At 75.7% G+C, this 24,324-nt stretch carries 18 protein-coding genes; 5 read left to right on the forward strand and 13 right to left on the reverse strand.

Annotation, left to right across the window (positions count from 1 at the left end):
* Positions 1–13 precede the first annotated feature (13 nt).
* From ACYVQV_RS06205 to ACYVQV_RS06215, 3 genes are read left to right on the forward strand one after another with little or no spacing between them, the layout of a single operon-like run.
* On the forward strand, positions 14–1,096 hold the full coding sequence (locus tag ACYVQV_RS06205; RefSeq protein ID WP_461022402.1) for an alpha/beta fold hydrolase: 1,083 nt from the start codon (positions 14–16) through the stop codon (positions 1,094–1,096).
* The gene (locus ACYVQV_RS06210) at positions 1,093–2,655 is read left to right on the forward strand and encodes a flavin-containing monooxygenase (RefSeq protein ID WP_461022403.1); all 1,563 of its coding nucleotides are present in this window, start codon (positions 1,093–1,095) and stop codon (positions 2,653–2,655) included. Before ACYVQV_RS06205 ends, ACYVQV_RS06210 begins: the two co-directional genes overlap by 4 nt.
* Positions 2,652–3,485 carry an SDR family NAD(P)-dependent oxidoreductase gene (locus tag ACYVQV_RS06215; RefSeq protein ID WP_461022404.1) on the forward strand — a complete coding sequence of 278 codons (834 nt, stop codon included), beginning with the start codon at positions 2,652–2,654 and terminating at the stop codon, positions 3,483–3,485. The genes ACYVQV_RS06210 and ACYVQV_RS06215 overlap by 4 nt, the downstream gene beginning before the upstream one ends.
* 132 nt (positions 3,486–3,617) lie before the next feature.
* Here the strand turns inward: ACYVQV_RS06215 and ACYVQV_RS06220 are convergent, their stop codons facing one another.
* The 11 genes from ACYVQV_RS06220 to ACYVQV_RS06270 all read right to left on the reverse strand — a co-directional run bounded on the left by ACYVQV_RS06220 (position 3,618) and on the right by ACYVQV_RS06270 (position 17,049).
* Entirely contained in the window at positions 3,618–4,049 is a 432-nt protein-coding gene (locus ACYVQV_RS06220; protein ID WP_461022405.1) for an NUDIX hydrolase, read from the reverse strand.
* A 125-nt stretch (positions 4,050–4,174) separates the two neighbouring features.
* Positions 4,175–5,641: a glycoside hydrolase family 3 protein gene (locus tag ACYVQV_RS06225; protein WP_461022406.1), complete on the reverse strand. Its 1,467-nt coding sequence runs from the start codon at positions 5,639–5,641 to the stop codon at positions 4,175–4,177.
* Between the two features lie 20 nt (positions 5,642–5,661).
* Positions 5,662–6,447, reverse strand: a complete 786-nt coding sequence (gene nagB, locus ACYVQV_RS06230; RefSeq protein WP_461022407.1) for a glucosamine-6-phosphate deaminase — start codon at positions 6,445–6,447, stop codon at positions 5,662–5,664.
* On the reverse strand, positions 6,447–7,535 hold the full coding sequence (locus ACYVQV_RS06235; RefSeq protein WP_461022408.1) for an ROK family protein: 1,089 nt from the start codon (positions 7,533–7,535) through the stop codon (positions 6,447–6,449). Before ACYVQV_RS06235 ends, nagB begins: the two co-directional genes overlap by 1 nt.
* Positions 7,536–7,596: 61 nt before the next feature.
* Positions 7,597–8,502 (reverse strand): carbohydrate ABC transporter permease, encoded by a 906-nt coding sequence (locus ACYVQV_RS06240; protein ID WP_461022517.1) that lies wholly within the window; start codon positions 8,500–8,502, stop codon positions 7,597–7,599.
* Positions 8,503–8,624: 122 nt separating this feature from the next.
* Positions 8,625–9,572, reverse strand: coding sequence for a carbohydrate ABC transporter permease (locus tag ACYVQV_RS06245; protein ID WP_461022409.1), 948 nt, complete (start codon positions 9,570–9,572; stop codon positions 8,625–8,627).
* A gap of 147 nt (positions 9,573–9,719) precedes the next feature.
* On the reverse strand, positions 9,720–10,988 hold the full coding sequence (locus ACYVQV_RS06250) for an extracellular solute-binding protein (RefSeq protein WP_461022410.1): 1,269 nt from the start codon (positions 10,986–10,988) through the stop codon (positions 9,720–9,722).
* Between the two features lie 145 nt (positions 10,989–11,133).
* Complete coding sequence (locus ACYVQV_RS06255; RefSeq protein ID WP_461022411.1) at positions 11,134–12,270, reverse strand: ROK family transcriptional regulator; 1,137 nt, start codon at positions 12,268–12,270, stop codon at positions 11,134–11,136.
* A gap of 93 nt (positions 12,271–12,363) precedes the next feature.
* The gene (locus tag ACYVQV_RS06260) at positions 12,364–15,051 is read right to left on the reverse strand and encodes a multicopper oxidase domain-containing protein (RefSeq protein ID WP_461022518.1); all 2,688 of its coding nucleotides are present in this window, start codon (positions 15,049–15,051) and stop codon (positions 12,364–12,366) included.
* 98 nt (positions 15,052–15,149) lie between these two features.
* Positions 15,150–16,316, reverse strand: a complete 1,167-nt coding sequence (locus ACYVQV_RS06265) for a hypothetical protein (RefSeq protein WP_461022412.1) — start codon at positions 16,314–16,316, stop codon at positions 15,150–15,152.
* Positions 16,309–17,049 carry a helix-turn-helix transcriptional regulator gene (locus ACYVQV_RS06270; RefSeq protein WP_461022413.1) on the reverse strand — a complete coding sequence of 247 codons (741 nt, stop codon included), beginning with the start codon at positions 17,047–17,049 and terminating at the stop codon, positions 16,309–16,311. The genes ACYVQV_RS06265 and ACYVQV_RS06270 overlap by 8 nt, the downstream gene beginning before the upstream one ends.
* 124 nt (positions 17,050–17,173) lie before the next feature.
* Between ACYVQV_RS06270 and ACYVQV_RS06275 the strand changes: the two genes are divergently transcribed.
* The gene (locus tag ACYVQV_RS06275; protein ID WP_461022414.1) at positions 17,174–17,995 is read left to right on the forward strand and encodes a DUF2249 domain-containing protein; all 822 of its coding nucleotides are present in this window, start codon (positions 17,174–17,176) and stop codon (positions 17,993–17,995) included.
* A gap of 110 nt (positions 17,996–18,105) precedes the next feature.
* Positions 18,106–18,657: a hypothetical protein gene (locus ACYVQV_RS06280; RefSeq protein ID WP_461022415.1), complete on the forward strand. Its 552-nt coding sequence runs from the start codon at positions 18,106–18,108 to the stop codon at positions 18,655–18,657.
* Between the two features lie 295 nt (positions 18,658–18,952).
* Here the strand turns inward: ACYVQV_RS06280 and ACYVQV_RS06285 are convergent, their stop codons facing one another.
* Complete coding sequence (locus ACYVQV_RS06285) at positions 18,953–21,547, reverse strand: bifunctional diguanylate cyclase/phosphodiesterase (RefSeq protein ID WP_461022416.1); 2,595 nt, start codon at positions 21,545–21,547, stop codon at positions 18,953–18,955.
* 105 nt (positions 21,548–21,652) lie between these two features.
* Positions 21,653–24,292, reverse strand: coding sequence for an ATP-dependent chaperone ClpB (gene clpB / locus ACYVQV_RS06290; RefSeq protein ID WP_461022417.1), 2,640 nt, complete (start codon positions 24,290–24,292; stop codon positions 21,653–21,655).
* Positions 24,293–24,324: the final 32 nt, after the last annotated feature.

The following is a 24,324-nucleotide window of genomic DNA, read 5'->3' on the forward strand; positions in this document are numbered from 1 at the left end:
CGTGAGGAGACCCGTGAGCGCCACGTCCGACCTGCGCCCCGCCACCGCGAGCCGCAGCGCGTCGCCGCCGACGGGTCCGACCACCGCCCCGCCGGCCGACCGGGCACCCGTCCACCCCGTGCGCCTGCGCACGGACGACGGCGTCTGGCTCGCCGCCGCCGTCCGCGGGTCCCGGACGCCGCACACCACCGTCGTCCTCGCGCACGGGTGGTGCCTCGCCGGGTCGAGCTGGGACGACGTCGCCGACCGCCTCGCCGCGCTGCCCGGCGTCCGCGTCGTCACCTGGGACCAGCGCGCCCACGGCCGGTCCGGGCGCCCGCACCGCGGCGCCCCGCCGCCGTCCGTGCCCCGGCTCGGCGACGACCTCGCGCTCGTCGTGAGCCGGCTCGCCCCGACCGGGCGCCTCGTCCTCGGCGGGCACTCGATGGGCGGGATGACCGTGATGTCGGCGCTCGACCGGCACCCCGCCCTGTTCGACCGGCTCGACGGCGTGCTGCTGGCCGCCACGACCGCCTGCACCGAGGGGCTGGGCCTGCCCGTGCTCTCCCGGCGCCTGCCCGAGCCGACCCGGCGGGCCCTCGTCCACGCCGGCCTGCGTTTCATGGCCCGCACCCCGAGACTGCCCGCCGCCCTGACGTCACGGCACCTGCCCTCCCGGCTCGCCGCGCTCTCCCCGCGGGTGGCCCTCGGGGTGCGCGGCAGCGAGCGGCTGCTGTTCGGGCGGGACGCCGACCCCGCCGGTGTCGCCGCCGTCCACGGCCTCGTCGCCCGCACCAGCCTGAGCACCCTCGCCGGGTACTACCTGCACGCGCTCGCCCACCACGACGAGCGCGCGGTGCTGCCGCGGCTCGCGGACGTGCCGACCGTCGTCGTCACCGGCGCCCGCGACCGGCTCGTGCCGGCGCCCCACGGCGAGGTGCTGCGGACGTCGATCCCCGATGTCCGGTTCGTCGAGCTGCCGGACGCCGGGCACATGGTGCAGGTGGAGCGACCCGCGGAGGTCGCGGCCCTGTTCGCCGACCTGCTCACCGACCTGCTCGCCGACCGGGTCGGCGGCGGCGACGACCGGGACGACGAGGGCGGTGCCACCACGTGAGCGAGGCCACCGAGGCGGTCAACGAGCACCACGAGGCGGTCGTCGTCGGCAGCGGCTTCGCCGGCATCGCGATGGCCCGCCGCCTGCTGCTGGACGGCGTCCGCGACGTCGTCGTCCTGGAGAAGGCCGACGACCTCGGCGGCACCTGGCGCGACAACCGCTACCCAGGCTGCGCGTGCGACGTCCCGTCCGCGCTGTACTCGTACTCGTTCGCCCCGAAACCCGACTGGGACACCGCGTTCGCCCGCCAGCAGCAGATCTGGGACTACCTGCGCGACGTCGCCCGGGAGACCGGCGTCGACCGGCTCGTCCGGTACGGGCACCACCTCGTCGAGGCGCGGTGGCTCGACGGCGAGGACCGGTGGGCCCTGCGCACCGCGGCAGGGCACCGGATGACCACGCGCACCCTGGTCCTCGCGACGGGCGCGCTGAGCGTGCCCGCCGTCCCGGACCTGCCGGGCCTGGCCGACTTCACCGGCCCCGTCTTCCACTCCGCGCACTGGCCGGACGGCGACGACGGGCTCACCGGGCAGCGGGTCGCCCTCGTCGGCACCGGCGCCAGCGCCGTCCAGATCCTGCCCGAGATCGCGCCCCGCACCGAGCACGTCACCGTCTTCCAGCGCACGCCCGCGTGGATCCTGCCCAAGGTGGACCGGCGGTGGTCCGACACCGAGAAGCGCCTGTACGCGCGGTTCCCCCTGCTGCAGAAGGTCGTCCGCGCCGGGGTGTTCACGCGGCTGGAGTCCCGGGTGCTCGCGTTCACCGCCCACCCCGGCGCGATGCGCGTCGTGGAGCGGGTCGCGCTGCGGCACCTGCACCGGCAGGTCCCGGACCCCGCGCTCGCCGAGCGGCTGCGCCCCCGGTACCGGATCGGCTGCAAGCGGATCCTGCTGTCCAACGACTACTGGGCGACCTTCACCCGGCCCGACGTCGCGCTCGTCACCGAGCCCGTCACCCGGGTCGAGGCGGACGCCGTGGTCGACGCCTCCGGGACGCGGCACCCCGTCGACGCGGTGGTCCTCGGCACCGGGTTCGCCGTCACCGAGCCGTACCAGGACCTCACCGTGACCGGGCCCGGCGGGCGCACCCTGGCCGAGGAGTGGTCGCAGGGCATGGCCGGCTACCTCGGTGTCGCCGTCGCCGGGTTCCCCAACCTGTTCACCCTCGTCGGGCCGAACTCCGGCCTCGGGCACAGCTCGATGGTGTTCATGATCGAGCGGCAGGTCGGCTACGTCGCCCGTGCCCTGCGGCTGCGCGACTCCCGCGGGGCGACGCGGATCGCCGTCCGCCGCGACGCGCAGGACGCGTTCGTCGCCGAGGTCGACCGGCGCAGCGAGGACACGATCTGGGTGACCGGCGGCTGCCGGTCCTGGTACCTCGACCGTTTCGGCCGCAACCGGACCCTGTGGCCGGCGTCCGTGCTGACGTACTGGCGCCGGATGCGGCGCCCCGCCGAACGGGACCTCGAGCTGGGTGGCACGCTCGACCCGAGGACCGGCCCCGGCGGTCGGGCGCCCGTCCGGACCGTCGACCCGACACCGCAGAAGGAGCACGCGTGATCGCACTCGTCACCGGAGGGGCGTCCGGGATCGGCGCCGAGGCCGCCGACCGGCTCGTACGCCGCGGCGACACCGTCGTCCTCGCCGACGTCGACCGGGCGACCGCGGACGCGACCGTCGCGCGGCTCACCGCGCTGGGACCGGGGAGCGCGCAGGCGGTGACGCTCGACGTCACCGACCGGCAGGCGTTCCACGCCGTCGTGGAGGCCGTCGTCGCCGAGCACGGGCGGATCGACCTGTTCCTCAACAACGCGGGCATCGGCACCGGCGGCCTCGCCGAGGAGCTGACCCCGGAGCACTGGGACCGCACCCTGGCGGTCAACCTGCACGGCGTCGTCCACGGCATCGAGGCCGTCTACCCGGTGATGCTCCGCCAGCGCAGCGGCCACATCGTCAACACCGCGTCCCTCGCCGGGCTCATCCCCGCGCCCATGATGACGCCGTACACGACGACGAAGTGGGCGGTCGTCGGCCTCAGCCGCGCCCTGCGGGAGGAGGCCGCCGGTCACGGCGTCAAGGTGTCCGCGCTGTGCCCCGGGTTCGTCGCCACCCCGCTGCTCGACCGGATCAACGACGGTCTGCGGCCCACCGGCGTCTCGTCCACCACCACCGGGCTGCTGCAACGCCTGCAGGACAGGGCGATCGACGTCGGCGACGTCGCCGACGCGCTGATGGTCGGGATCCGCCGCAACCGCGCCGTCATCGCCGTCCCCGCCGAGGCGAAGGTGCTGTCCCTCGCCCAGCGCATCGCCCCCGGCGTCGTCGCCTACGGCATCCGCAAGGTCGTCGCCCGCTACCGGGCGCACGCCTCGTCGTCCGCTGCGGTCTGATCGCCCCTCAGTCGTCACCCGCTCGCGGCCGCACCGCTGCGCCTACCACCGCCCCCGCACCTACTGATCGTCAGACCGAAAAGGTGGTGATACCAACCATTTCGGTCTGACGATCAGTAGGTGAAGGAGCCGTCACAGCCGCCCGAGGAGCGCGCCCTGGCCCGCTGACAGCACGTGCCCCTGCGTCAGCGGGATCCAGAAGCACTCGAAGCGCCGGGAGCCTGTGCCGTCGTCCGGGTCCGGTTCAGCGCTGAGCCACCGCTCGGGCACCTCCCCGTCGACGGTGAGGTGGACGACGTGCCGACGGTGCACCTCGTCGCGGTAGGGAGCCATGTCGTACGTCGTCTCGCCCAGGGTGCGCACGACGCGGAAGCGTGTCAGTCCCGTCTCCTCACGGGCCTCGCGGCAGGCCGCCGCCTCCGGCGACTCGCCAGGTTCGACGCTCCCCGCCGGGACCTGCAGCCCGGTCACCACGAAGGGCTCGTCGACGTGGGTGAAGACCAACAGCCGCCTCGCCCGCACGATGTAGCACAGCACCTTCTGCCGCTCCCGGCGTTCCCTCATCCGAGTGAGCGTAAGCCGTTTCACCCCCGCCCCCAGCGCATTCGAACGCCCTGCACGCACTGATCGTCAGACGGAAATGGTTGCTATCACCACCATTTCGGTCTGACGATCTGTGCGGGACGGGGTCAGCGCAGCAGCGCGTCGAGGGCGACGTCGGTGCTGACGCGCGAGGCGCTGTGGGTGAGCAGCCACGCGTCACCGGCCAGGTCGACGTCGTGGGGCATCCCCAGCCCGAGCAGCACCGCGTCGGGGCGGGCGGCGACCACGGTGCGCACCCAGTCCCGCTGCCACGGGCGGCGGTAGGCGTCCCGGACGACGAGCAGCAGCGGCCGGTCGGCCGCGAGAGCCAGCACCTCCTCGGGTGCCGGACCGGTCTCGTGCACGGCGACGTGCTGGACGTCGGAACCCCTGCGGCGCAACGGGTCCGCGGCCCCCCAGGGCGCGTGGCCGACGGCCATGTTCTGCTCGCCTCGCAGCTCGGCGACGACGGGGCGCCGTGCGACCTCGACCACCGGCGCGGGGGACGACGACCGCAGCGCACGGCGGGCGGCGCGCGGACCGACGTCCGCGCCCGCCGGCGCAGCGGGGGCGGTCGGGCCGAGGTCCCCGGCGACGAGCCGCTTGCGCAGCAGGTCGACCCGCGCCGCGGCCTCCTCCAGCCGGTCGCGGCCCAACCGCCCGTCGGCCAGCGCCGACCGGACGGCGGCACCGAGCTCGGCGAGCTGGTCGCGGCCGTCCTCGGCCCCGAGCAGCAGCAGGTCCGCACCCGCCGCCAGGGCGAGCACCCCTGCGCCGACGATGCCGTGCTGCGCCCGCACCCCCGCCATGTCGAGGGCGTCCGAGATGACCACGCCGTCGAAGCCCATCTCCTCGCGCAGCAGCCCGGTCAGCAGCCGCCGGCTGAGGGTGGCGGGCTGGTCGTCCAGGGCGCGGACGACGACGTGGCTCGTCATCACCGTCGCCACCCCCGCGCGCACCGCCGCCGCGAACGGGGGGAGGTCGCGGCGGCGGTACGTCTCCTCGTCGGCCTCGACCACCGGCAGCGCCAGGTGCGAGTCGGTGTCCGTGTCGCCGTGCCCCGGGAAGTGCTTGACGGACGCCGCGACCCCGCCCGCCTGGAGCCCGGCGACGAACGCGGCGCCGTGCACCGACACGCGCTCGGGGTCCGGGCCGAAGGAACGCACGCCGATCACGGGGTTCCGCGGGTCGCTGCCCACGTCGACGGACGGCGCGAGGTCCAGGTTCACCCCGACGGCGCGCAGGTCCGCGGCGACGGCCGCCGCCACCTCGCGCGTCAGGTCCGGGTCGTCGACCACCCCGAGGGCCCACGGCCCGGGGTACCGGGAGCCGGTGAGGTAGTCGAGGCGGGTGACGTCCCCGCCCTCCTCGTCGAGCGCGACGAGCGCGTCGGGGGCGACGTCCCGCACGGCACCGGCCGCGCGCGGCACCGAGTCCGGACCTCGCAGGTTGTGGCCGTACAGGCACACCCCCGCCAGCCCGTCGTCCAGCGCCCGCAGCACCCACGCCGGCGGTTCCTCGCCGTGGAACGCCGGCATCGACACCGCGTGCACCAGCCGGTCGACGTCGTCCACCGTGTTCCTCCTCTGCCCGTTCACAGCGCCTGCCAGGACGGTTTGCCCTCGTACGTCTCGCGGTAGTAGTCCGCCCGGCGCAACCGGGACGCGGCGTCGGCGTCGACGAGCACCGTCGCGTGCGGGTGCAGCTGCAGCACCGACGCCGGGCAGGACGCGCTCAGCGGCCCCTCGACGGCGTCCGCGACGGCCTGCGCCTTGCCCTCACCCGTGGCCAGCAGCACCAGGTGCCGGGCGCGCAGGATCGTGCCGAGGCCCTGGGTGAGCACGTGCCGCGGGACGTCCTCCGGCGAGCCGAAGAAGCGCGCGTTCGCCTCTCTCGTCACCGCAGTGAGGGTCTTCAGCCGGGTCCGCGACGCCAGCGACGAACCGGGTTCGTTGAACGCCAGGTGGCCGTCGTCCCCGATGCCGAGGACCTGCAGGTCCACGCCGCCCGCGGCCGCGATGGCGTCCTCGTACGCGTCGCACGCGGCCGGCAGGTCGTCGGCGTGCCCGGCGGGGGCGTGCACCGACTCCGCGGGGATCCCCAGCGGTGCGGTGAGCTGGCGCTCGATCGTGGCCCGGTAGCCCTGCGGGTCACCGGCCGGCAGGCCGACGTACTCGTCGAGCATGAACACGGTGACGGCGGCGAACGACGGCCCGGTGCCGGTGCGGTGCCGGGCGACGAGCTCGTCGTACGTGGGCACCGGGGTCGATCCCGTGGCCAGGCCGAGGACGGCGTCGGGGCGCGAGCGCACGAGCCGCTCGACGGCGTCCGCGGCGGTGGTGGCGACCTCGGCGGCGTCGCGCAGCGGGACGACCTCCATCAGGCACCCCCCGCCCGGCCGTCGACCAGGCTGCCCGGGACGTCGTCGGCGCGCCGCCGGCCCCCGCCGGACCGCGCCAGCATCGCCGCGCCGAGCGCCGCGACCGGCCGGTCCCGCGGGACGAGTGAGACGCGCCCGGGCAGGTCGAGGGCGAGCAGGAACGGCGTCGCCCCGGCCTGCCGGTGCAGGGCCTCCACGACGGCGTCGAGCAGCGGCGGGCCGATCTCGGCGACCCCGCCGCCGAGGACGACGGAGCGCACGTCGACCGTGAGGGTGAGGACGCGCACCGCGGCGGCGACCGCGTCGGCGAACGTCGTCACCACCGCCCCGGCGCGGGCGTCGCCGCGTGCCGCGGCGGCGAACAGCGACTGCGCGGGGGGCGTCCCGTCGTCCACGGGCCACGCGCGGGCCAGCGCCGAGCCGGACGCCACCGTCTCCAGGCACCCCCGCTGGCCGCACGGGCACGCCGCGCCGCGCGGGTCGACGGGCAGGTGCCCGATCTCCCCCGCCGCACCGAACGCGCCGCGACGCAGCCGGCCGCCCAGGACGAGCCCGGCGGCGAGGCCGGTGCCGATGCTGAGGTAGGCCACGTCCGGTGGGTTCGGCTCGCGCGCCCACCCGTCGAGCGCCAGGCCGTCCGAGCCGACCCCGTCCAGGCCCATCCCGGCGAGGCCGACGGCGTCCACGCCGACCGGGTCGAGGCCCTCCGGCAGGTCGACGGTGCGGCTGGCCCCGTACGCGGCGGCGTTGACGTCGTTCTCCACCACGACGGGCGGCCCGCCGAGCCGGGCGCGCAGCGCCTCACCGAGCGCGAGGCCCTCCGGCCCGATCCCGACGTTGACGGCGTGCAGCACCAGCCCCCGGTCGGGGTCGACGAGGCCGGGGACGCCGACGCCGACGTCGACGGACGCGGCAGGCACGCCGACCCGGTCGCTCAGCTCGCGCACGACCCGCTCGGCGGTGTCCACGACCCCCACCGCGCCGGGTCGGGTGGCGGATCGGGCCGTCGCCAGCACGACGCCGCCGTCGACCGCCACGCCCAGCACCTTCGAGCCGCCGATGTCCAGGCCCACCTGCAGCCCGCTCACGAGCGCACGTCCGTCCACCCGCCCGACGGCGGCCCCGAGGTCCCTGCGCACCGGTCCGCCGTCACCCCTTCACCGCGCCGGAGACCAGCCCGGACGTCATCCGCGCCTGCACCAGCAGGAAGAACAGGACGACGGGCACCGCGATCAGCGTGGACCCGGCCATCACCCCGCCCCAGTCGGTGCCGCGGTTGGCGTCGGTGAACGTGCGCAGCCAGAGTGGCAGGGTCGCCGAGTCGGGCCGGTTCATCACGACCAGCGCGAGGGTGAACTCGTTCCACGCCTGGATGAAGCCGAACACGCCGGTCGCGACGAGGCCGGGCGCCAGCAGCGGGAACGTGACCCGGAAGAACGCGCTCGTGCGGGTGCAGCCGTCGACCATCGCCGCCTCCTCCAGCTCGTACGGGACGCCGGCGACGAACCCGCGCAGCGTCCAGATCGTGAAGGGCAGGACGGCGGCCACGTACAGCACCGTCAGTCCGGCGACGGTGTTGAGCAGGTTCCACCCGTCCAGCATCTTGTACTGGGAGATGAACAGCCCCTCGGCGGGGATCATCTGCAGCACCAGGACGCCGACGACGAGCTGCTTGCGGCCGCGGAACCGGAACCGCGACACCGCGAGCGCGGCGAGGAAGGCGAACAGCAGCGCGACGGCGACGGTCAGCCCGGTGACCAGCAGGCTGGTGCGCAGCGAGGTGAGGAAGTCGCCGCCGTCCAGGACCCGGCGGTAGTTGTCCAGCGAACCGCCGAGGGGGTGCCACGTCGGCTCGGCGGAGCGGATCTCCCGACCGGGCAGGAAGGACGTCGACACCATCCAGTAGACGGGGAACACCGCGGCGAGCAGGACCAGGACGCCGGTCGCGTCGGCGAGCAGCCGCCGTCCGCGCCGACCGCGCAGGCGCCGGGACCGCGGGGCGGTCGGGCTGCCGCCCGCCGCCGTCGCCGCGCTGGTGGCGGACGGCGTCGCCACGGCCGGCGGGGCACCGGCGGTCCCGGCGGCCGGCTGCGTGGTCGGCTGGGTGGTCGGCTGCCCATCCGACTGCGCGGTCGGCTGCGTGGCCGGCTGCGTGGTCGGCCCGGTCGTCGGTGAGGTCACAGGTCCTCCTGCCTCAGCATGGAGCGGATGTAGCCCGCGGTGAGCAGGACGGTGATGGCGAGGATGAACATGGCGACGGCGGCGGCCATCCCGAACTGCCCCTCGGCGATGCCCAGCCGGTACACGTAGGTGCCCATGAGGTTCGTGTCCCGGGCGATGCCCCCGGCGTCCTGGAGGACGAAGATCTGGGTGAAGACCCTCAGGTCCCAGATCACCTGGAGCAGGCCGACGACCAGCAGCACGGGCCGGATCGTGGGCACGAGCACGTGCCGGAAGCGCTGCATCGGACCGGCGCCGTCCAGCTGGGCGGCCTCGACGACCTCGCCGGGCACCTGGGTGAGCGCCGCGTAGACGGTGAACGCGACGAACGGCACGCTCATCCAGACCACGACGACGGTCGCGACCAGGAAGAACGACAGGGGCTCGATCAGCCACGAGTGGCCGGCGAACCCGTCCTGCCCGGCGCGGACGAGGAGCCAGTTCACGACGCCGTACTGGGCGTCGAACATCCACTGCCACACCGTCAGCGCGGCCAGGACGGGCATCGCCCAGGCCAGCAGCAGGCCGGCCTGGACGGCGAGCCGCACCGGCCCCGACATCAGCCGCATCAGCAGCGCCACCCCGACCCCGAGGACCATGGTCACCGAGGCGTTGACGACGCAGAAGGCGATGGAGCGGGCGGTGACGGCCCACAGGTACCCGTCGGTGACGAGGTCGCGGTAGTTGCGCAGGCCGACCCACTCAGCGTCGGCGCCGAACTGCTGGGCCAGGCCGTACTCCTGGAACGACAGGAGCACCTGGCGGGCCAGCGGGTACGCCAGGGCGAGCGCCAGGACGGTGAGGGCGGGGACGAGCAGCGCGTGCGGCAGCCCGGGGCGGCGCCGGGTGGGCCGGGCGGCCGGTGGTCGCGGTGCGGGTCGTGCGGGTGCGTCGACCGTGGTCACGGCGTCCTCCTGTCCGGTGCGTCGGGTGCGTGGTCGTGCGTGCGGCCGTCGGGTGCGTGGCGCTGGTGGGTCACGCTGGTGGGCGGCGCTGGTGGCGGGTGCCGGGACGCGCGTCGCGTCGTCCCGGCACCCGCTGCGCGGGGGACGTCAGCGGAGCTGGTCGTCCATGGCGGCGTCGGCCTGCTCGGCGAGCTGCGCGACGTCGCCGCCGTTCGCCAGCTGGACGAACAGGTCCTCGAGGATGCGAGCGCCCTCGACCTTCGCCCACCCGGCCGCCGGGGGCGTCAGCCGCGCGTTGCTGGCGGCCGCGATGGTCGCCTCGGCGAACTCGTCGTCGCCGAGGAGGTCCGACATCGACTCGCGGGCCGGCGTCAGCCCGGCCTCGGCCATCATCGTCTGGTACTCCTCGCTCGTCATCAGCTCGACGAGCTCGATCGCGAGCTCCTGGTTCGGCGACGCCGCGGACACCGCGATGTCCGAGCCGCCGAGGAGCACCGGCGCCGGTTCACCGTCCTGGCCGGGCAGGGCGAACACGCCCACCTGGTCCATCAGCTCGGGGCAGCCGGACTCCGGGTCCTCCAGGACGCCGCGCAGCCAGCCCGGGGCGGAGACCATCGCGGCCTGCCCGGCGCAGAACGGCACCTGCGCGTCGGTCTCGTTGCCGTCCTTCGGTGCGCCGCTGGCCTCCAGGAAGAGCCGCTGGGCGACCTGCAGGCCCTCCTGCGACTCGGGCGTCGACAGGGCGCCCTGCCACTCGCCGTCCTCCTGCACGGCGAGCTGGCCGCCGCTGGCCCACACGAAGCTCGCGCCGTTGCGCCAGTCCTGGCCGGGGAACCAGAAGCCGGAGAACGCCGGGTCGGTGGAGGACTGCTTCAGGGTGACGGCCGCGTCGACGAACTCGTCGAGCGTCGTGGGCACGGCGACGCCGGCCTGCTGGAAGAGGTCCTTGCGGTAGAAGACGTACTTCGACCCGGCGTAGTACGGGACGGCGTAGGTGCTGCCGTCGACCGTGGCGCCCTCGACGAAGCCCTCGAGCAGGTCGTCACCGCCGAGGTCGTCGAGGTGCTCGGTCAGGTCGGTGAACGCGCCGACCGTGGTGAACGTCGGGGCCTGGGTGTTGCCGACCTCGACGACGTCGGGGGTGTCGGACTCGCTGCTCAGGGCGGTGGTCAGGCGCTCGACGAGGCCCTCCCACTGCTGCTCCTCGATGGTGAGGGTGGAGCCGGGGTTCTGCTCCTCGAAGGTGGCCTTCAGCCAGTCCCGCGCCTCCTGCGGCGTGTCGGGGCCGTTGATCCACAGCCGCAGGTCGGCGGTGGCCTCGCCGGCGTCGGAGGCGGGCTCGTCCGAACCCCCGCTGCACGCGGTCAGGGCCAGTGCCGCCACCGCGGTGACGGCGAGCACACGGGCTGATCTCACGGGGACTTCCTCTCGTGGTGCGGGGTGCGACGCCGGACGGCGGGCACGGGTGGTGCAGTGGGTGCTGGTGGTGCGGTGGGTGCTGTGCGTGGGTGCTGTACGTGGGTGCGGTGCGTCTGTGGTGGTGCTGGGGCGTTCGCAGGGGTCAGGAGACGCCGAGCTCACCGGCGAGGACGAGGACGGCGGCGCCGACGAGGACGAGGTCGTCCCCGAGGGCGGAGGTGCGGACGACGGGCCGCTCGTCGTCGTCCACCGCGAGCGTGCAGCGGCGGATCGTGTCGGCCGCTGCGTCCAGCAACGGCCCCTCGAGCAGGTCGGCGGGCCCGTTGAGGACGACCTCGCGCAGGTCGAGGGTGCTGACGACGGGGGCGAGCGTCGTGCCGAGCCGGCGGCCGGCGGCGGCGAGGACGGCGGCGGCGCCGTCGTCCGGGACGCGGTCGAGCTGCTCGCGCAGGTGGGGGACGGCGAGCACGGTCTCCAGGCACCCGACGCGGCCGCAGCCGCACCGCTCGCCCTGCTCGTCGACGACCACGTGCCCGATCTCGCCGGCCGCCGAGCGGGAGCCGCCGAGCAGCGCGCCGTCGAGGATGAGGCCGGCCCCGACGCCGCGGCCGACGCGCAGCACCATCAGGCTGGAGCCGTCGGCGTGGCCGTAGGTGTGCTCACCGAGGGCCGCGGTGTTCGCGTCGTTCGCGACGTGGGCGGGGACGCCGAGCCGCTCGCCGAGGAGCGTCGCCAGGGGCGTGTCGTGCCAGCCGAGGTTCGGCGCCTCCCGCACGGTGCCGGTGGCGTCGACGACGCCGGGGGTGCCGACGCCGACGCCGAGGACGGGCCGGTCGGACAGCGCGATGAGGTCGCGGGCCAGGCGCCCGGCGAGGGAGACCGCCGCGTCGCCGCTGCGCCGGCCGACCTCGGCGGACCGCCGGACGCGGACGCCGCCGTCGAGGTCCATCACGGCGCCGCGCATCCGGTCCTCGCCGGACAGGTCGAGGGTGACGACGCGGGCGGCGTCGGCGGCGAACCCGACGAGGGTGGCCGGCTTGCCGACCCGGGTGCCGGGACGCGCCCCGAGCTCCTCGACGAGCCCCTCGGCCAGCAGCTCCCCGACGACGTCGGAGACGGTCACCCGGGTCAGTCCGGTGCTGCGGGCGAGGTCGGCCCGGCTGGCGGGGCCGTCGCCGAAGAGCGCCTGCAGGACGATGGCCCGGTGGTGCTGGCGGGCGTCACCCGGCAGGAGCTTGCCGGTGGGCCGGAGCGGCCGGTGGCTGGGGCGCTGGTGCATTTTGTTAGTAGAGCGTCCTAATCATTAGCCGTCAAGAGGCCCGGACGTCACGGCTCGGTCACGCCGCCTCCACGGTGCCACGCGCCAGGGGGCTCAGGGACGGACGGCGATGACCCCGTGGGCCCCGCGCTCGGCGTCCAGCATCGCGTGGGTGACGAACGGGTAGCGGCCCGCCTCGGGCAGCACCGTCTCGACGAAACCGCCGGCCGCGGGAGCCAGGTCGAGCACCTGCGCCCCGCCGGAGGTGGCGTCCGGACGCAGGCGGTACGCACCCTCCTGCCAGAGCGTGTCGAACTGCCCGCCGACGACGTGGAAGGCGCTGCCCCGCTGCGGTCCGGCGGCCACCACCCAGATCCGCACCCGCTCCCCGACGCGGGCCTCGAGCGGGTCGTGCTGGTACTGGTTGGCGTACCCGTTGAACACCACGAGGTCCGCACGCTGGGTGAGCATCCGGTCCGCGTCGGCGACACCGCCCTGCGGGCCGAGGTACAGCTCGGACTGCACGAGCAGGTACTCGCGGTCCACGGCCGGCAGGTCCGGCGGGTCGATGACGACGGCGCCGAACATCCCGTTGGCGATGTGCAGCGACATCGGGGCGGTCGAGCAGTGGTACAGCCACGCCCCCGCACGCGTCGCGGTGAACCGGTAGACGAGCGACTCCCCCGGCTGGATGGTGCGCATCGGCCGGTCCGGGGCCAGCGCCCCGGCGTGGAAGTCGATGGAGTGCCCGATCGACCCGTCGTTGACGAGGGTCACCTCGAACACGTCGCCGACCCGTCCGCGCAGCGTCGGCCCGGGCGCGGTGCCCCCGAACGTCCAGAGCCGTTGCCGCACACCGGGTGCGACCTCGCGCTCCACCTCCCGGACCGTCAGGGTCAGCCGGTGGACGGTCGCGTCCGCCGCGGGCGGCAGCGACGCGTCGTGCGCCTCGAAGCCGGGGCCGGGCGACGCGGCCAGGTCGACGTCCTCCGCGGCGGACGGCGCACCCGCGTCCGGCCCGTCGTCCGCGGCCGCGGGGGTCCCGTGACCGTGGTGGCCGGGGCCGGACGGCGTCTCGCCCCCGGTGCCGTCGTCGCCGGACGCCCCGGCCGCCGCGCCGACCACCTCGACGGTCAGCGTCATGCCCATCTGCCGGTGACCGGCGACCGAGCACCACCCGTCGAGGTCGGCACCGACGACGCCGACGTCCAGGGTCTGCGACTGCCCGGGCGCGAGCCGCTCGGTCCGCGCGCCGTTCTCCAGCACCAGGTCGTGCCGGTCCCCGCCGGTGTTGTCGAGCTCGACGACGAGCCGGTCACCCGCGGGGACGCGCACGACGTCCGGGACGAAACGCATGCCCTCGACGGCGACCCGCACGGTCGTCGTCCCACCGGTCGCGACGACGTCCGACGTCGACGCCGCCGCCCGGGACGTCGGCAGCCCTGCCGCCGCCGGGTCCGCGGCCACCCCGACCGCGGCGGTGAGCACCAGCACCGCGAGGCCCGCGGTCGCAGCACCGAGCCGCCGGGCCGCCGCGACCCCGTCGGACGCCGTCGCGCCGTCCCCGCGTCCACCACCCGGCCGGGGAGCGGGCGGGGCCACCGCCGCAGCGCGCACGGGCCCGGCGTCCCGCAGCCTGCGGGCCACGACGACAGCCCGCACCGCCAGCGGCAGCGACGTCGCCATGGACACCAGCACCGCCATCGACGCCAGCACCCGCACCAGGCTCGGCACGGGCAGCGCGCACAGCAGCAGCCCGCCGTTGGTGACGACGACCCGCAGCACCCCGCCGCGGTCCAGGACCGCGGTGGTCGCACGCACCACCGCGGGACCGCCGCCGAGCACGACCGGCACGAGGTAGGCCAGCGCCCCGAGCACGACCTGGGCGCAGAAACCGGCCAGCAGGTACGGCACCGCGGCGTCGACCGCGACCTCCGCGGCCGCCCAGTCCCCCGCGGTCGCCAGCCCGACGGCCACCCAGCCGAGCACACCCACCCACCAGGCGACCGCGGCCAGCACCGTCAGCGTCGAGAAGGCCGTCGGTGGACGGCGCCGGGTCTCGCCCAGGTGCGGGCGGCAGACCACCAGCGCCGCGGCCGCGTACGCCACCACACCGGCCGCGGCCACCGTCAGCACGCCACCGAGCGCCCCGCCCACCGTCACCGCGAGCGCCGCCACCAGACCGAGCAGCCCGCGCCGGGCGACGTGCTCCGACCCGTCGGTCATCCTCGTCCGCAGCATCGTCGGCCACAGGGTGACGAGCGTCCCCAGCACGGTCAGGCCGATCCAGCCCAGGACGTTCAGCGCGGTGTGCGCGACCTGCAGCCGGGCGTGCCCCGCGTCCCCCGCGGCGCCGCGGGCGAGCTCGACCCCGATCGTCGCCCCGAGCGCCAGGCAGGTGCCGGCCGCGACGTAGTAGCGGACCGTCGTCCCGAACCGGGAGGGCAACGCGGCCCGCATCCGGCGCACGAGGGCCACGGCGTGCCAGCCGCCGACCGCGACGACGGCCGCGCCGCCGGCCGCGACGAGCGGCCACACGTCGGCGACGACCCCGGCGACGACGAGCACCGCCCCGACGTTGTGGGTCACCAGGCGCGCGACCCGGCCGCGGGCGATGACCTCCTCGGGCAGCTTGAGCAGGGCGGCGGCGAAGTGCCAGCTCCACACGAGCACCGCGTTGCTGACGGCGCCGAGCACGAGCAGGTGGACCATCAGCCACCGCGGGGCGGGGACGAACGGGTGGGCGACGCTGACGGCGACCGTGGCGACCAGCCAGGCCAGGACGACCGCCCCGGCCCGCAGGTGCCAGCCGGCCCGTCCCGACGCCCGGCCCGCGGTGCCGTTCGCCGTGCCGTTCGTCGCCGATGCGGGTCGGGGACGGTCCTGGGGGCCGACGGGGATCACGCGCGAACCTCCACGGGCGGGGCGGGGCGCCGGGGGACGCCCACCGGGTTCTCGGGCACGGGCGTGCGCCGCGAGCGCGCGGTGCGGCTGCCCTGCACCGCCGAGAGCACCGCCACCGCGACGAAGAGCAGCACCGACGCGATGTTCAGCACGCCGCCGACCTGCCACGCCCACTCGACGCCGCGGACGTCGCCGACGACCACGCGCAGCAGGAGCGAGCCGTGCAGCAGGGCGAGCGGGGCGTACATGGCGGCGTGGTACGGCAGCGGCCGGCGCAGCACCGCGGGCAGGATGATCGGCGCGTGCGCCATCACCATGGACAGCACGAACCCGAGGAAGACGCAGTGCACCACCGCGTCGTAGCCGGCGCCGTCGAGGACCCGCCCCAGCAGCAGCCACGCGCCGCCCGCCGCGGCCAGCCACCCGTACCCGGCGAGCAGCGCCACCGCCGTGAACCTGGGCAGCCCGGCGCCCCGGACGGTGCGGCGGGCGACGTCGTGGCGCAGCAGCCATCCCACCAGCGCGAGCAGCGCCGCGCCGAGCAGCGGGTAGCCGGCGGCCGGCCACAGCAGGCCGACGGGGACGGCGACCACCACGGCCGCCGCCGTCGCCACCGCCTGCGCCTCGGCGCCGTGCGCGAGCACCCCGACCCGGGACAGCTCGACCCGTTCGCCGGCGATGGTCAGGACGAGGAAGCCGACGAGCCACGGCAGCAGCCACGGCACCGGGACGCCGGCGGCCCACAGGACGGCCGCGCCCGTGCCCAGGACGGCACCGGCCACCTGGACGAGGACGGCCGCGGCGGGCTGGCGGCGCCACAGCGGCACGTACAGCAGGGTCAGGGCCGCCGCGCCCGCGACGAGGAGCCACGCGCCGACGGGCCGCGGCAGCGGGGACAGGAGGGCGAGCGCCCCGGCCCCGAGCAGCGCTGGGGCGGCGTAGCCGCGCGCACGGCCCCACGCGACGGCGCGCTCGAGCGCGATGAGCGTGCCCACGAAGCCCAGCACGAGCAGGACGCCGTGGACCTCGGGCAGCCGCGCGGAGCGGACCGGGGCGGGTAGGCCGAGCAGGACCAGCGCGGCGTCCAGGCCGGCGAGCAGCGCGACGCCGCCGGGCACGAGCAGCGCGTAGCGGTGGTAGGGGGTGCGGCGCGCGTCAGCCACGGCCGGTCCCGTCGACGGGCCGGTCGGTGCGCAGCAGGAGCCGGCAGGCCCCCGGCTCGGCGAACGCCGTCAGCGCCGTGCGCGCCGGGTCGCCTCCCCACGCCTCCAGCGCGCCCTGCACCAGCCCGAGGTGCACCGCGCAGACCACGTCGGGGTGGGCCCGGGCGGTGTCGAGCAGCGGGCAGCGGCGCAGGGCGACGGTGGTGGCGCGCGCGTCGGTCTGCGGGTCGAAGCCGAGGTCGCGCATCAGCGCCACGACCCGGTGCCGGGCCTGGTGCGGTCCGGGGGCCGGCCCGTCACCGGCGGCGACGTCACGGCCCCACTGCCGGCCGGCGGTCAGCGCGTCCTGGCGGGGGTTCGGGCTGGTGCGGGCGATGTGGCCGGCGAGCGCCGTCGCCAGTCCCGCGTGGTCGCGGACCCGGTCGTCGGGCTCGCCGTGCTCGGCGACCGCGGTGTACCCCCAGGCCGGGCGGCCCCGGCGCCGCGACGGGACCCGGTCGCGGACGACGAGGCCGCGGGCGACGAGGTCGTCCAGGTGCTCGCGCACGGTGTTCTCGTGCAGACCGGTGTCGGCGGCCAGGCCGGCGACGGTCACCTGCTCCGCCGTGCACTGGAGGTGCTCGAGCACCCGGGCGCGCTGGGGTGACAGGGCGCCGGTGCGGCCGCCGGAGCGGACCGGCGCCGGGCCCGGCTCCCGGCGGATCTCGACGGCGACGGTGCGTGCGGCGTCCACGTGCTCGAGCGTAGGGACGGGGGCACCTCCCTGACTCGGGACCAAGGTCCCGTTTTTCCACGGAGGTCTCCGTGTCATCGTCGGTGGAGCGGCCGGAACCGCCGGCCACCCGAGGAGGACCACCGTGACCACCACCCCCCAGGACGTCGTCGTCGCCACGAGCGCCCAGGACGCCCGAGCCGCCGACGCCGTCCGCACCCACCACGCCGAGATGGCCGGCCGGCTGCGGCTGCTCACGCAGGAGCTGGTCGACCGCGCCGCGGAGGGGGCGGCCGGGGACGCCGACCGCGCGCGGGACCGGGTGCTGGCCTTCGCCACGGGCGAGCTCGTGCCGCACGCCCGCGCGGAGGAGGAGGGCATGTACCCGGCGGCCGCGCGCGACGCCGGGCTGCGCGCCCTCGTCGAGGCCATGGTGGCCGAGCACGTCGTGATCACGGGACTCGTCGACGAGGTCCGCGAGGCCCCGGACGCCGTCACCGCCGCGGCCGCGGCGCGTGCCCTGCTGGTGCTGTTCGAGACGCACCTGGCCAAGGAGAACGACCAGGTGCTGCCGGTCCTCGTCGCCGACCCCGCGACGTCCCTGGCCGAGCTGCTCGACGGCATGCACGAGCTGCTCGGCGGCGGCACGGGCGGCGGCCACGAGCACGCCGGTCACGACCACGGCGACGTGCCGGCGGCGCCCGCCCCGGGCGCGTGCGGGTGCGGCCACACCGACGACGGGACCGACCCCGAGCTCGACGTGCGCGCCGTCCCGCACGCCATCCGCCACGCGACCGTCTTCGGCGCGTTCGACGCCGTCCCCGCCGGCAAGGCGATGGTGCTCGTCGCGCCGCACGACCCCAAGCCGCTGCTCGCCCAGCTGTCCGCCCGCACCGGCAACGGGCTGGGCGTCGACTACCTGGAGAGCGGCCCGGAGGCCTGGCGGCTCCGGCTCACCCGCGTCTGACCGGTCGTCGCCCGTCGCCGGTCAGGTGCCCGTCGGGTCCCTGACCGGCGCCCGAGCTGGACGCGCGCTGCGTCCGGCCGGGCGCGACGCCACGAACGAGGAGGTACCCCGTGCACGTCCACCGCCCCGCGGCCCGCAGGCGCCGCGTCCCGACGACCGACCGCCCGACCACGCGCGGCACCGACCCCACCGGCCGCCCCGACCCGTCCGACGACGCGACGCGACGGCTCGACGTCCGCCTCGCCGAGGTCAGCCAGGCCCGGCGGGCTCTCGCTGAGGCCCGGGCCCGCGGCGCCGACCGGGAGCGCACCCGCGAGCTGTGCACCGCGCTCGGGGCGAGCCTGGACGCCGCGGTCGCCGCCGCGCAGGGCGCCGTCCAGGCCGCGACGGGCCCCGTCGACGGGCTGCCGCGCACGAGGCTCATCGCCGTCCGGCGTCGTCCGGCCGTGGTCGCGGCCCAGCGGGTCGCCGACCGGCTGCGGACCGAGCGGCAGCAGCACCTGCTGGCCCGCACCCCCGCGTGCGGACCGGCGCACCTCGACCCCGGCGAGGTGACCGCCGCGGTGCGCGGGACCGTGGCCGCGACGACCTGGCCGGCCAGCGACCACGTGGTCGAGCGGCTGCTCTACGCCCGCAAGACCCTGCTGGCCCCCCGCCGCTGACCCGCCACCGTCTCCCGTCACCCGCACCCCCACACCCCCACACCCCCACACCCCCACACCCCCACACCCCCACACCCAAGATCGTCAGACGTTCTTGGTCGCCATCACGACCACCAACGTCTGACGATCTTGCGGGTTCCGGGGCCGGGGCGGCGGGGGCGGGGGCGGAGGCGGGCGGGGGCGGAGGCGGGCGGGGGCGGAGGCGGGCGGGGCTACTGATCGTCAGACGTTCCTGGTGGTGATAGCAACCAGGAACGTCTGACGATCAGCCGGTACGGGAGGGGCGGAGTGCGCGTCAGGAGCCGGGGGCGGGCTGGGGACGGCCGAACAGCCAGCCCTGGCCGTGGTCGCACCCCATCTGGGTGAGCGCGACGGCGTGCTCCTCGTCCTCGACGCCCTCCGCGACGACGGTCAGCCGCAGCGCGTGGGCGAGGTCGATGACCGCCTTGATCATGGCGGCGGAGCGCGACCCCGGTTCCATGGTCGCGACGAACGACCGGTCGATCTTGAGGAAGTCCAGGTCGAACCGCTGCAGGTGCGTCAGCGCGGAGTAGCCGGTGCCGAAGTCGTCCAGGCCGACGAGCACGCCCATCCCGCGGACCTGCTGCACGGTCTCCTCGACGCCCGGGCCGCCCTCGAGCAGCACCCGCTCGGTGATCTCCAGGGACAGCCGGTCACCGGCCACCCCGTACTCCTCGAGCATCGCGCGCAGCAGGTCGGCGAAACCGACCTGCTCCAGCGTGCGGCCGGACATGTTCACGGCGATCCGCGGGCTGGTGCTGCCGTCCGGGTCGTCCCCGAGGAGCCGCACGGCCTCCTCGAGCATCCAGAAGTCGACCTCGATGATCAGGCCGGTCTCCTCGGCGACCTCGATGAACGGCAGCGGCGGCAGCACGCCGGCGACGGGGTCGACGATCCGGACGAGCGCCTCGTGGCCGGTGACGGTCCGCTCGCCGTCCTGCAGGTCGACCAGCGGCTGCAGGTGCATCCGCAGGCCGCGCTCCTTCAGCGCCCGGCGCAGCCGGTTCTCGGTCTCCATCCGGCCGACGGCACGGGCCCGCAGGTCGTCGTCGTACACGGCGTACCGGTCCCGGCCCTGGTCCTTGGCGCGGTAGAGCGCCAGGTCGGCCTCGCGCAGCATGTCCTCGCCGGTGCGTCCGGGGGCGGTGGCGACGGCCAGGCCGACGCTCGTGGTGCAGACGATCTGGCGCCCGGACCGCAGCCGGACGGGCTCGCGCAGCGTCTCGACGATGCGGGCGGCGACGGCCCCGGCGGCCTCGACGTCCGCGACCTGCTCGAGGACGACGACGAACTCGTCGCCGCCGAGCCGACCGACGGTCGCGGGCTCGCGCACCACGGACCGCAGCCGCTGGGCCGTCTCGACGAGCAGCGTGTCGCCGGCACCGTGGCCGAGGCTGTCGTTGACGAGCTTGAACCGGTCGAGGTCGAGCAGCAGCAGGGCGACGCCCTCGCCGGACCGCCGCGGGGCGCGCAACCGGTCCAGGGCGGCGGCGACCCGGCGCTCGACGACGCTGCGGTTGCTCAGGCCGGTGAGCGTGTCCGTCAGGGCCAGGCGCTCCAGCTCGGCGCGCTGCATCATCGTGTCGGTCATGTCGAGCATGTGGGTGAGCACGTAGGGCGACTGGGGTGAGGAGTCCTCGAACGCGGCGCTCTGCATGAGCACGTGCCGCACCTCGCCGTCCGAGCGCAGCAGCCGCCGCTCGGCGGGCTCGTCCTGGGCCACGCCGCCGGCCACGGCCATCCGCAGCTGCAGGCTGTCGGTGCGGTCGTCGGGGTGGACCCACTCCTGGCCGCTGCGGCCGACGACCTGCTCCGGCGTGACCCCGAGCATCCGGCACACCGCGTCGTTGGCCCGCAGGACGACCCCGAGGTGGTCGGGGTGCATGGAGGTGATGACCATGCCGATGGGTGCGTGGTCGAACGCGACCCGGAACAGCCGCTCGGTGGACTCGCGCTCCTGCTCGGCCTCACGGCGCCGGGTGATGTCGACGGCGGTCCCGAAGGTGCGGACGGGGACGCCGTCGTCGTCGCGCTCGACCTCCATCCAGCCGTGCACGAGGCGGGTCACGCCGTCCGCGCCGATGAGCCGGTAGCTGAACTCCGCCTCGTCGCCGTCGACCTCGTCGAGCCGGGTCGGGAGGCGGTGGACGTCCTCCGGGTGGACGAACTCGAGGAACTCGCGCAGCGGCATCGGGCCGAACGACGGGTCGAGCCCGAGCAGGCCGTAGATCTCCTCGGACCACTCGGCGTGGCCGGTGACCAGGTCGGTCTCCCACCAGCCGAAGCCGGCCATCCGCTGGGCGGTGAGCAGCCGGCGGCGGCTGGTGGACAGGTGGCTGCGCAGCTGCTCGCCCTCGGCGGCGGCGAGCGCCTGCCCCAGGGCGGTGCTGACCACGCGGCTGCACACCTCGACGAGGCGCTGGTGGACGTCGGTGAACGCGTGGGAGCCGGTGGCGTAGGCGGAGACGACGCCGACGACGACGCCGTCGTCGCGCAGCGGGACGCTGACGCAGCTGCCGTGGGCGTGCTGGCGGCAGCGCGCGGGTTCCAGCCGCGGGTCCAGGCCGAGGTCGCCGGTGACCTGGGCGGCGCCGGTGCGCAGCGCGAGGGCGGCGAGCCCGCCGGAGGGCTCCACGAGGTCACCGACCTCGGCCTCCTCGCAGTGGGAGCCGGCGACCGCGCGCACCAGCATCTTCTGCTGCTGGGAGGGGGTGCTGACGACGACGGAGTCGGCCCCGACGAGGTGCCGGACCTCCTCGGCGAGGACGGCGAGCACGTCACCCGGCTCGGCGTCGAGCAGCGCACGCTGGCCCTCGAGCACGCGTGCCAGGTCGACGGGCCTGGTCCGGCCCACGGCGGGGATGCTCACGTGGGGATCATCGACACCACCGGGGCCGGACCAAAGCGGAAGTCACACACTCGTCGCAGTCCGGCCCGCCGCGCGCGTCGTCCGCGGGGGCGGGCCGGGCGGCGGTCAGGCGGGCAGCTCGCGCGCCGCGACCGGGGGCCCGTCGGGGTCGGCCTCCTCGTGCACGGGGCGCAGGGACAGGCCGGGCTCGCCGGGGACGACGTCGACGCGCACCGTGTCGCCGTCCCTGACCTCGCCGGACAGCAGCCCCCGGGCGAGCCGGTCGCCGATCTCGCGCTGGACGAGCCGGCGCAGCGGCCGAGCGCCGTACGCGGGGTCGTAGCCCTCGAGGGCGAGCCAGTCCCGGGCGGCCTGCGTGACGTCGAGGGTGAGCCGGCGCTCCCCCAGCCGCTCGGCGAGCCGGTCGACCTGGATCGCGACGATCCGGCTCAGCTCGGCGGTGCCGAGGGCGTCGAAGACGACGACGTCGTCGAGCCGGTTCAGGAACTCGGGCTTGAACGCGGCGCGGACGGCGCCCATCACGGCGTCCTTCTTCGCCGCGTCGTCCAGTGCCGGGTCCACGAGGAAGTGCGAGCCGAGGTTCGACGTCAGCACCAGGATGGTGTTGCGGAAGTCGACCGTGCGGCCCTGGCCGTCGGTGAGCCGGCCGTCGTCGAGCACCTGCAGCAGGATGTCGAACACGTCCGGGTGGGCCTTCTCAACCTCGTCGAGCAGCACGACCGAGTAGGGACGGCGGCGGACGGCCTCGGTGAGCTGGCCGCCCTCCTCGTACCCGACGTACCCGGGGGGCGCGCCGACGAGCCGCGAGACGGTGTGCTTCTCGCCGTACTCGGACATGTCGATCCGCACGATCGCCCGCTCGTCGTCGAACAGGAAGTCGGCGAGGGACTTCGCGAGCTCGGTCTTGCCCACGCCGGTGGGGCCGAGGAAGAGGAAGGAGCCGGTGGGCCGGTCGGGGTCGGAGACGCCCGCTCGCGCACGGCGGACGGCGTCGCTGACGGCCCGGACGGCGTCCCGCTGGCCGATGAGGCGGCGCCCGATGACCTCCTCCATGCGCAGCAGCTTCTCCGTCTCGCCCTCGAGCAGCCGGCCGGCGGGGATGCCGGTCCAGGACGAGACGACGTCCGCGACGTCGTCCGGTCCGACGCGCTCGGACACCATCGGCGACTCCGCGGGACGCTCCTGCTCCGCCTCGGCGGCCTCGAGCTCCTTCTGGATGCCGGGGATCCTCCCGTAGAGCAGCTCGCTGGCCGCCCCGAGGTCACCCTCGCGCTGGAGTCGCTCGGCCTGCGAGCGCAGCTCGTCGAGCTGCTGGCGCAGCTCGCCGGCCCGGTTGAGGCCGGCCTTCTCCTGCTCCCAGCGGGCGGTCAGGCCGGCGAGGCGCTCGCCGGTGTCGGCGAGGTCGGCGCGCAGCCGCTCCAGCCGGTCGGCGGACGCGGGGTCGTCGGCTCGGGACAGGGCGAGCTCCTCCATCCGCAGCCGGTCGACCTGGCGGCGCAGCTCGTCGATCTCGACGGGGCTGGAGTCGATCTCCATCCGCAGCCGGGACGCCGCCTCGTCGACGAGGTCGATGGCCTTGTCGGGCAGCTGGCGGCCGGTGATGTACCGGTCGGACAGGCTCGCGGCGGCGACGAGCGCGGCGTCGGTGATCTCGACCTTGTGGTGCGCCTCATAGCGCTCCTTCAGGCCGCGCAGGATGGCGACGGTGTCGGCGACGCTCGGCTCGCCGACGAACACCTGCTGGAAGCGGCGCTCGAGGGCGGGGTCCTTCTCGATCCGCTCGCGGTACTCGTCGAGGGTGGTGGCGCCGACGAGGCGCAGCTCGCCGCGGGCCAGCATCGGCTTGAGCATGTTGCCGGCGTCCATGGCGCCCTCGCCGCCGGCTCCGGCGCCGACGACGGTGTGCAGCTCGTCGATGAAGGTGACGACCTGCCCGCCGGACTCCTTGATCTCCTTGAGGACGGCCTTGAGGCGCTCCTCGAACTCCCCGCGGTACTTGGCCCCGGCGACCATGGCGGCGAGGTCGAGGCTGACGAGCCGCTTGCCGCGCAGGGACTCGGGGACGTCGCCGGCGACGATCCGCTGGGCGAGGCCCTCGACGACGGCGGTCTTGCCGACGCCGGGCTCGCCGATGAGGACGGGGTTGTTCTTGGTGCGGCGGGACAGCACCTGCACGACGCGGCGGATCTCGGCGTCCCGGCCGATGACGGGGTCGAGCTTGCCGTCGCGTGCCGACGCGGTGAGGTCGATGCCGTACTTCTCCAGGGCCTGGAAGGTGCCCTCGGGGTCGGGGCTGTCGACGGTCGCGGAGCCGCGCAGGCCGGGCAGCGCCTCGAGCAGCGCCTCGCGGGTCGCGCCGAGGGAGCGCAGCAGCTCGCCGGCCTGCCCGCGGTCGGCGGCCAGGCCGAGGAGGAGGTGCTCGGTGGAGACGTACCCGTCGCCGAGGGCCTCCATCTCCTGCTGGGCGGCCTGCATGACCTGCAGCCCTCCGCGGGAGAGCTGGGGCGCGGCCACCGAGGTGCCGGTGGCGCTGGGCATGGCGGTGACGAGCGCCTGCGCGCGGGTGCGGGCCGTCGCGGGCTGGACGCCGACGGCCTCGAGCAGGCCCGCCGCGACCCCGCCGGCCTGGTCGGCGAGGGCGACGAGCAGGTGCGCGGGCTCGACGTGCGGGTTGCCCGCCGCCGTCGCCTGCTGGACCGCCGCGGAGAGCGCCTCCTGCGACTTGGTGGTGAGCTTCAGCTCCATCGGTACCCCTTCGCGTGCTCCGACCGGCCCAC

This window comes from Thalassiella azotivora (genome assembly GCF_054781695.1).

Excerpts from the sequence above, each read along its gene's own strand:
- nagB (WP_461022407.1), bottom strand. The coding sequence starts at position 6,447 with ATGGAGGTCGTCCCGCTGCGCGACGCCGCCGAGGTCGCCACCACCGCC.
- clpB (WP_461022417.1), bottom strand. The coding sequence starts at position 24,292 with ATGGAGCTGAAGCTCACCACCAAGTCGCAGGAGGCGCTCTCCGCGGCG.
- ACYVQV_RS06220 (WP_461022405.1), bottom strand. The coding sequence starts at position 4,049 with ATGAGGGAACGCCGGGAGCGGCAGAAGGTGCTGTGCTACATCGTGCGG.
- ACYVQV_RS06255 (WP_461022411.1), bottom strand. The coding sequence starts at position 12,270 with ATGCACCAGCGCCCCAGCCACCGGCCGCTCCGGCCCACCGGCAAGCTC.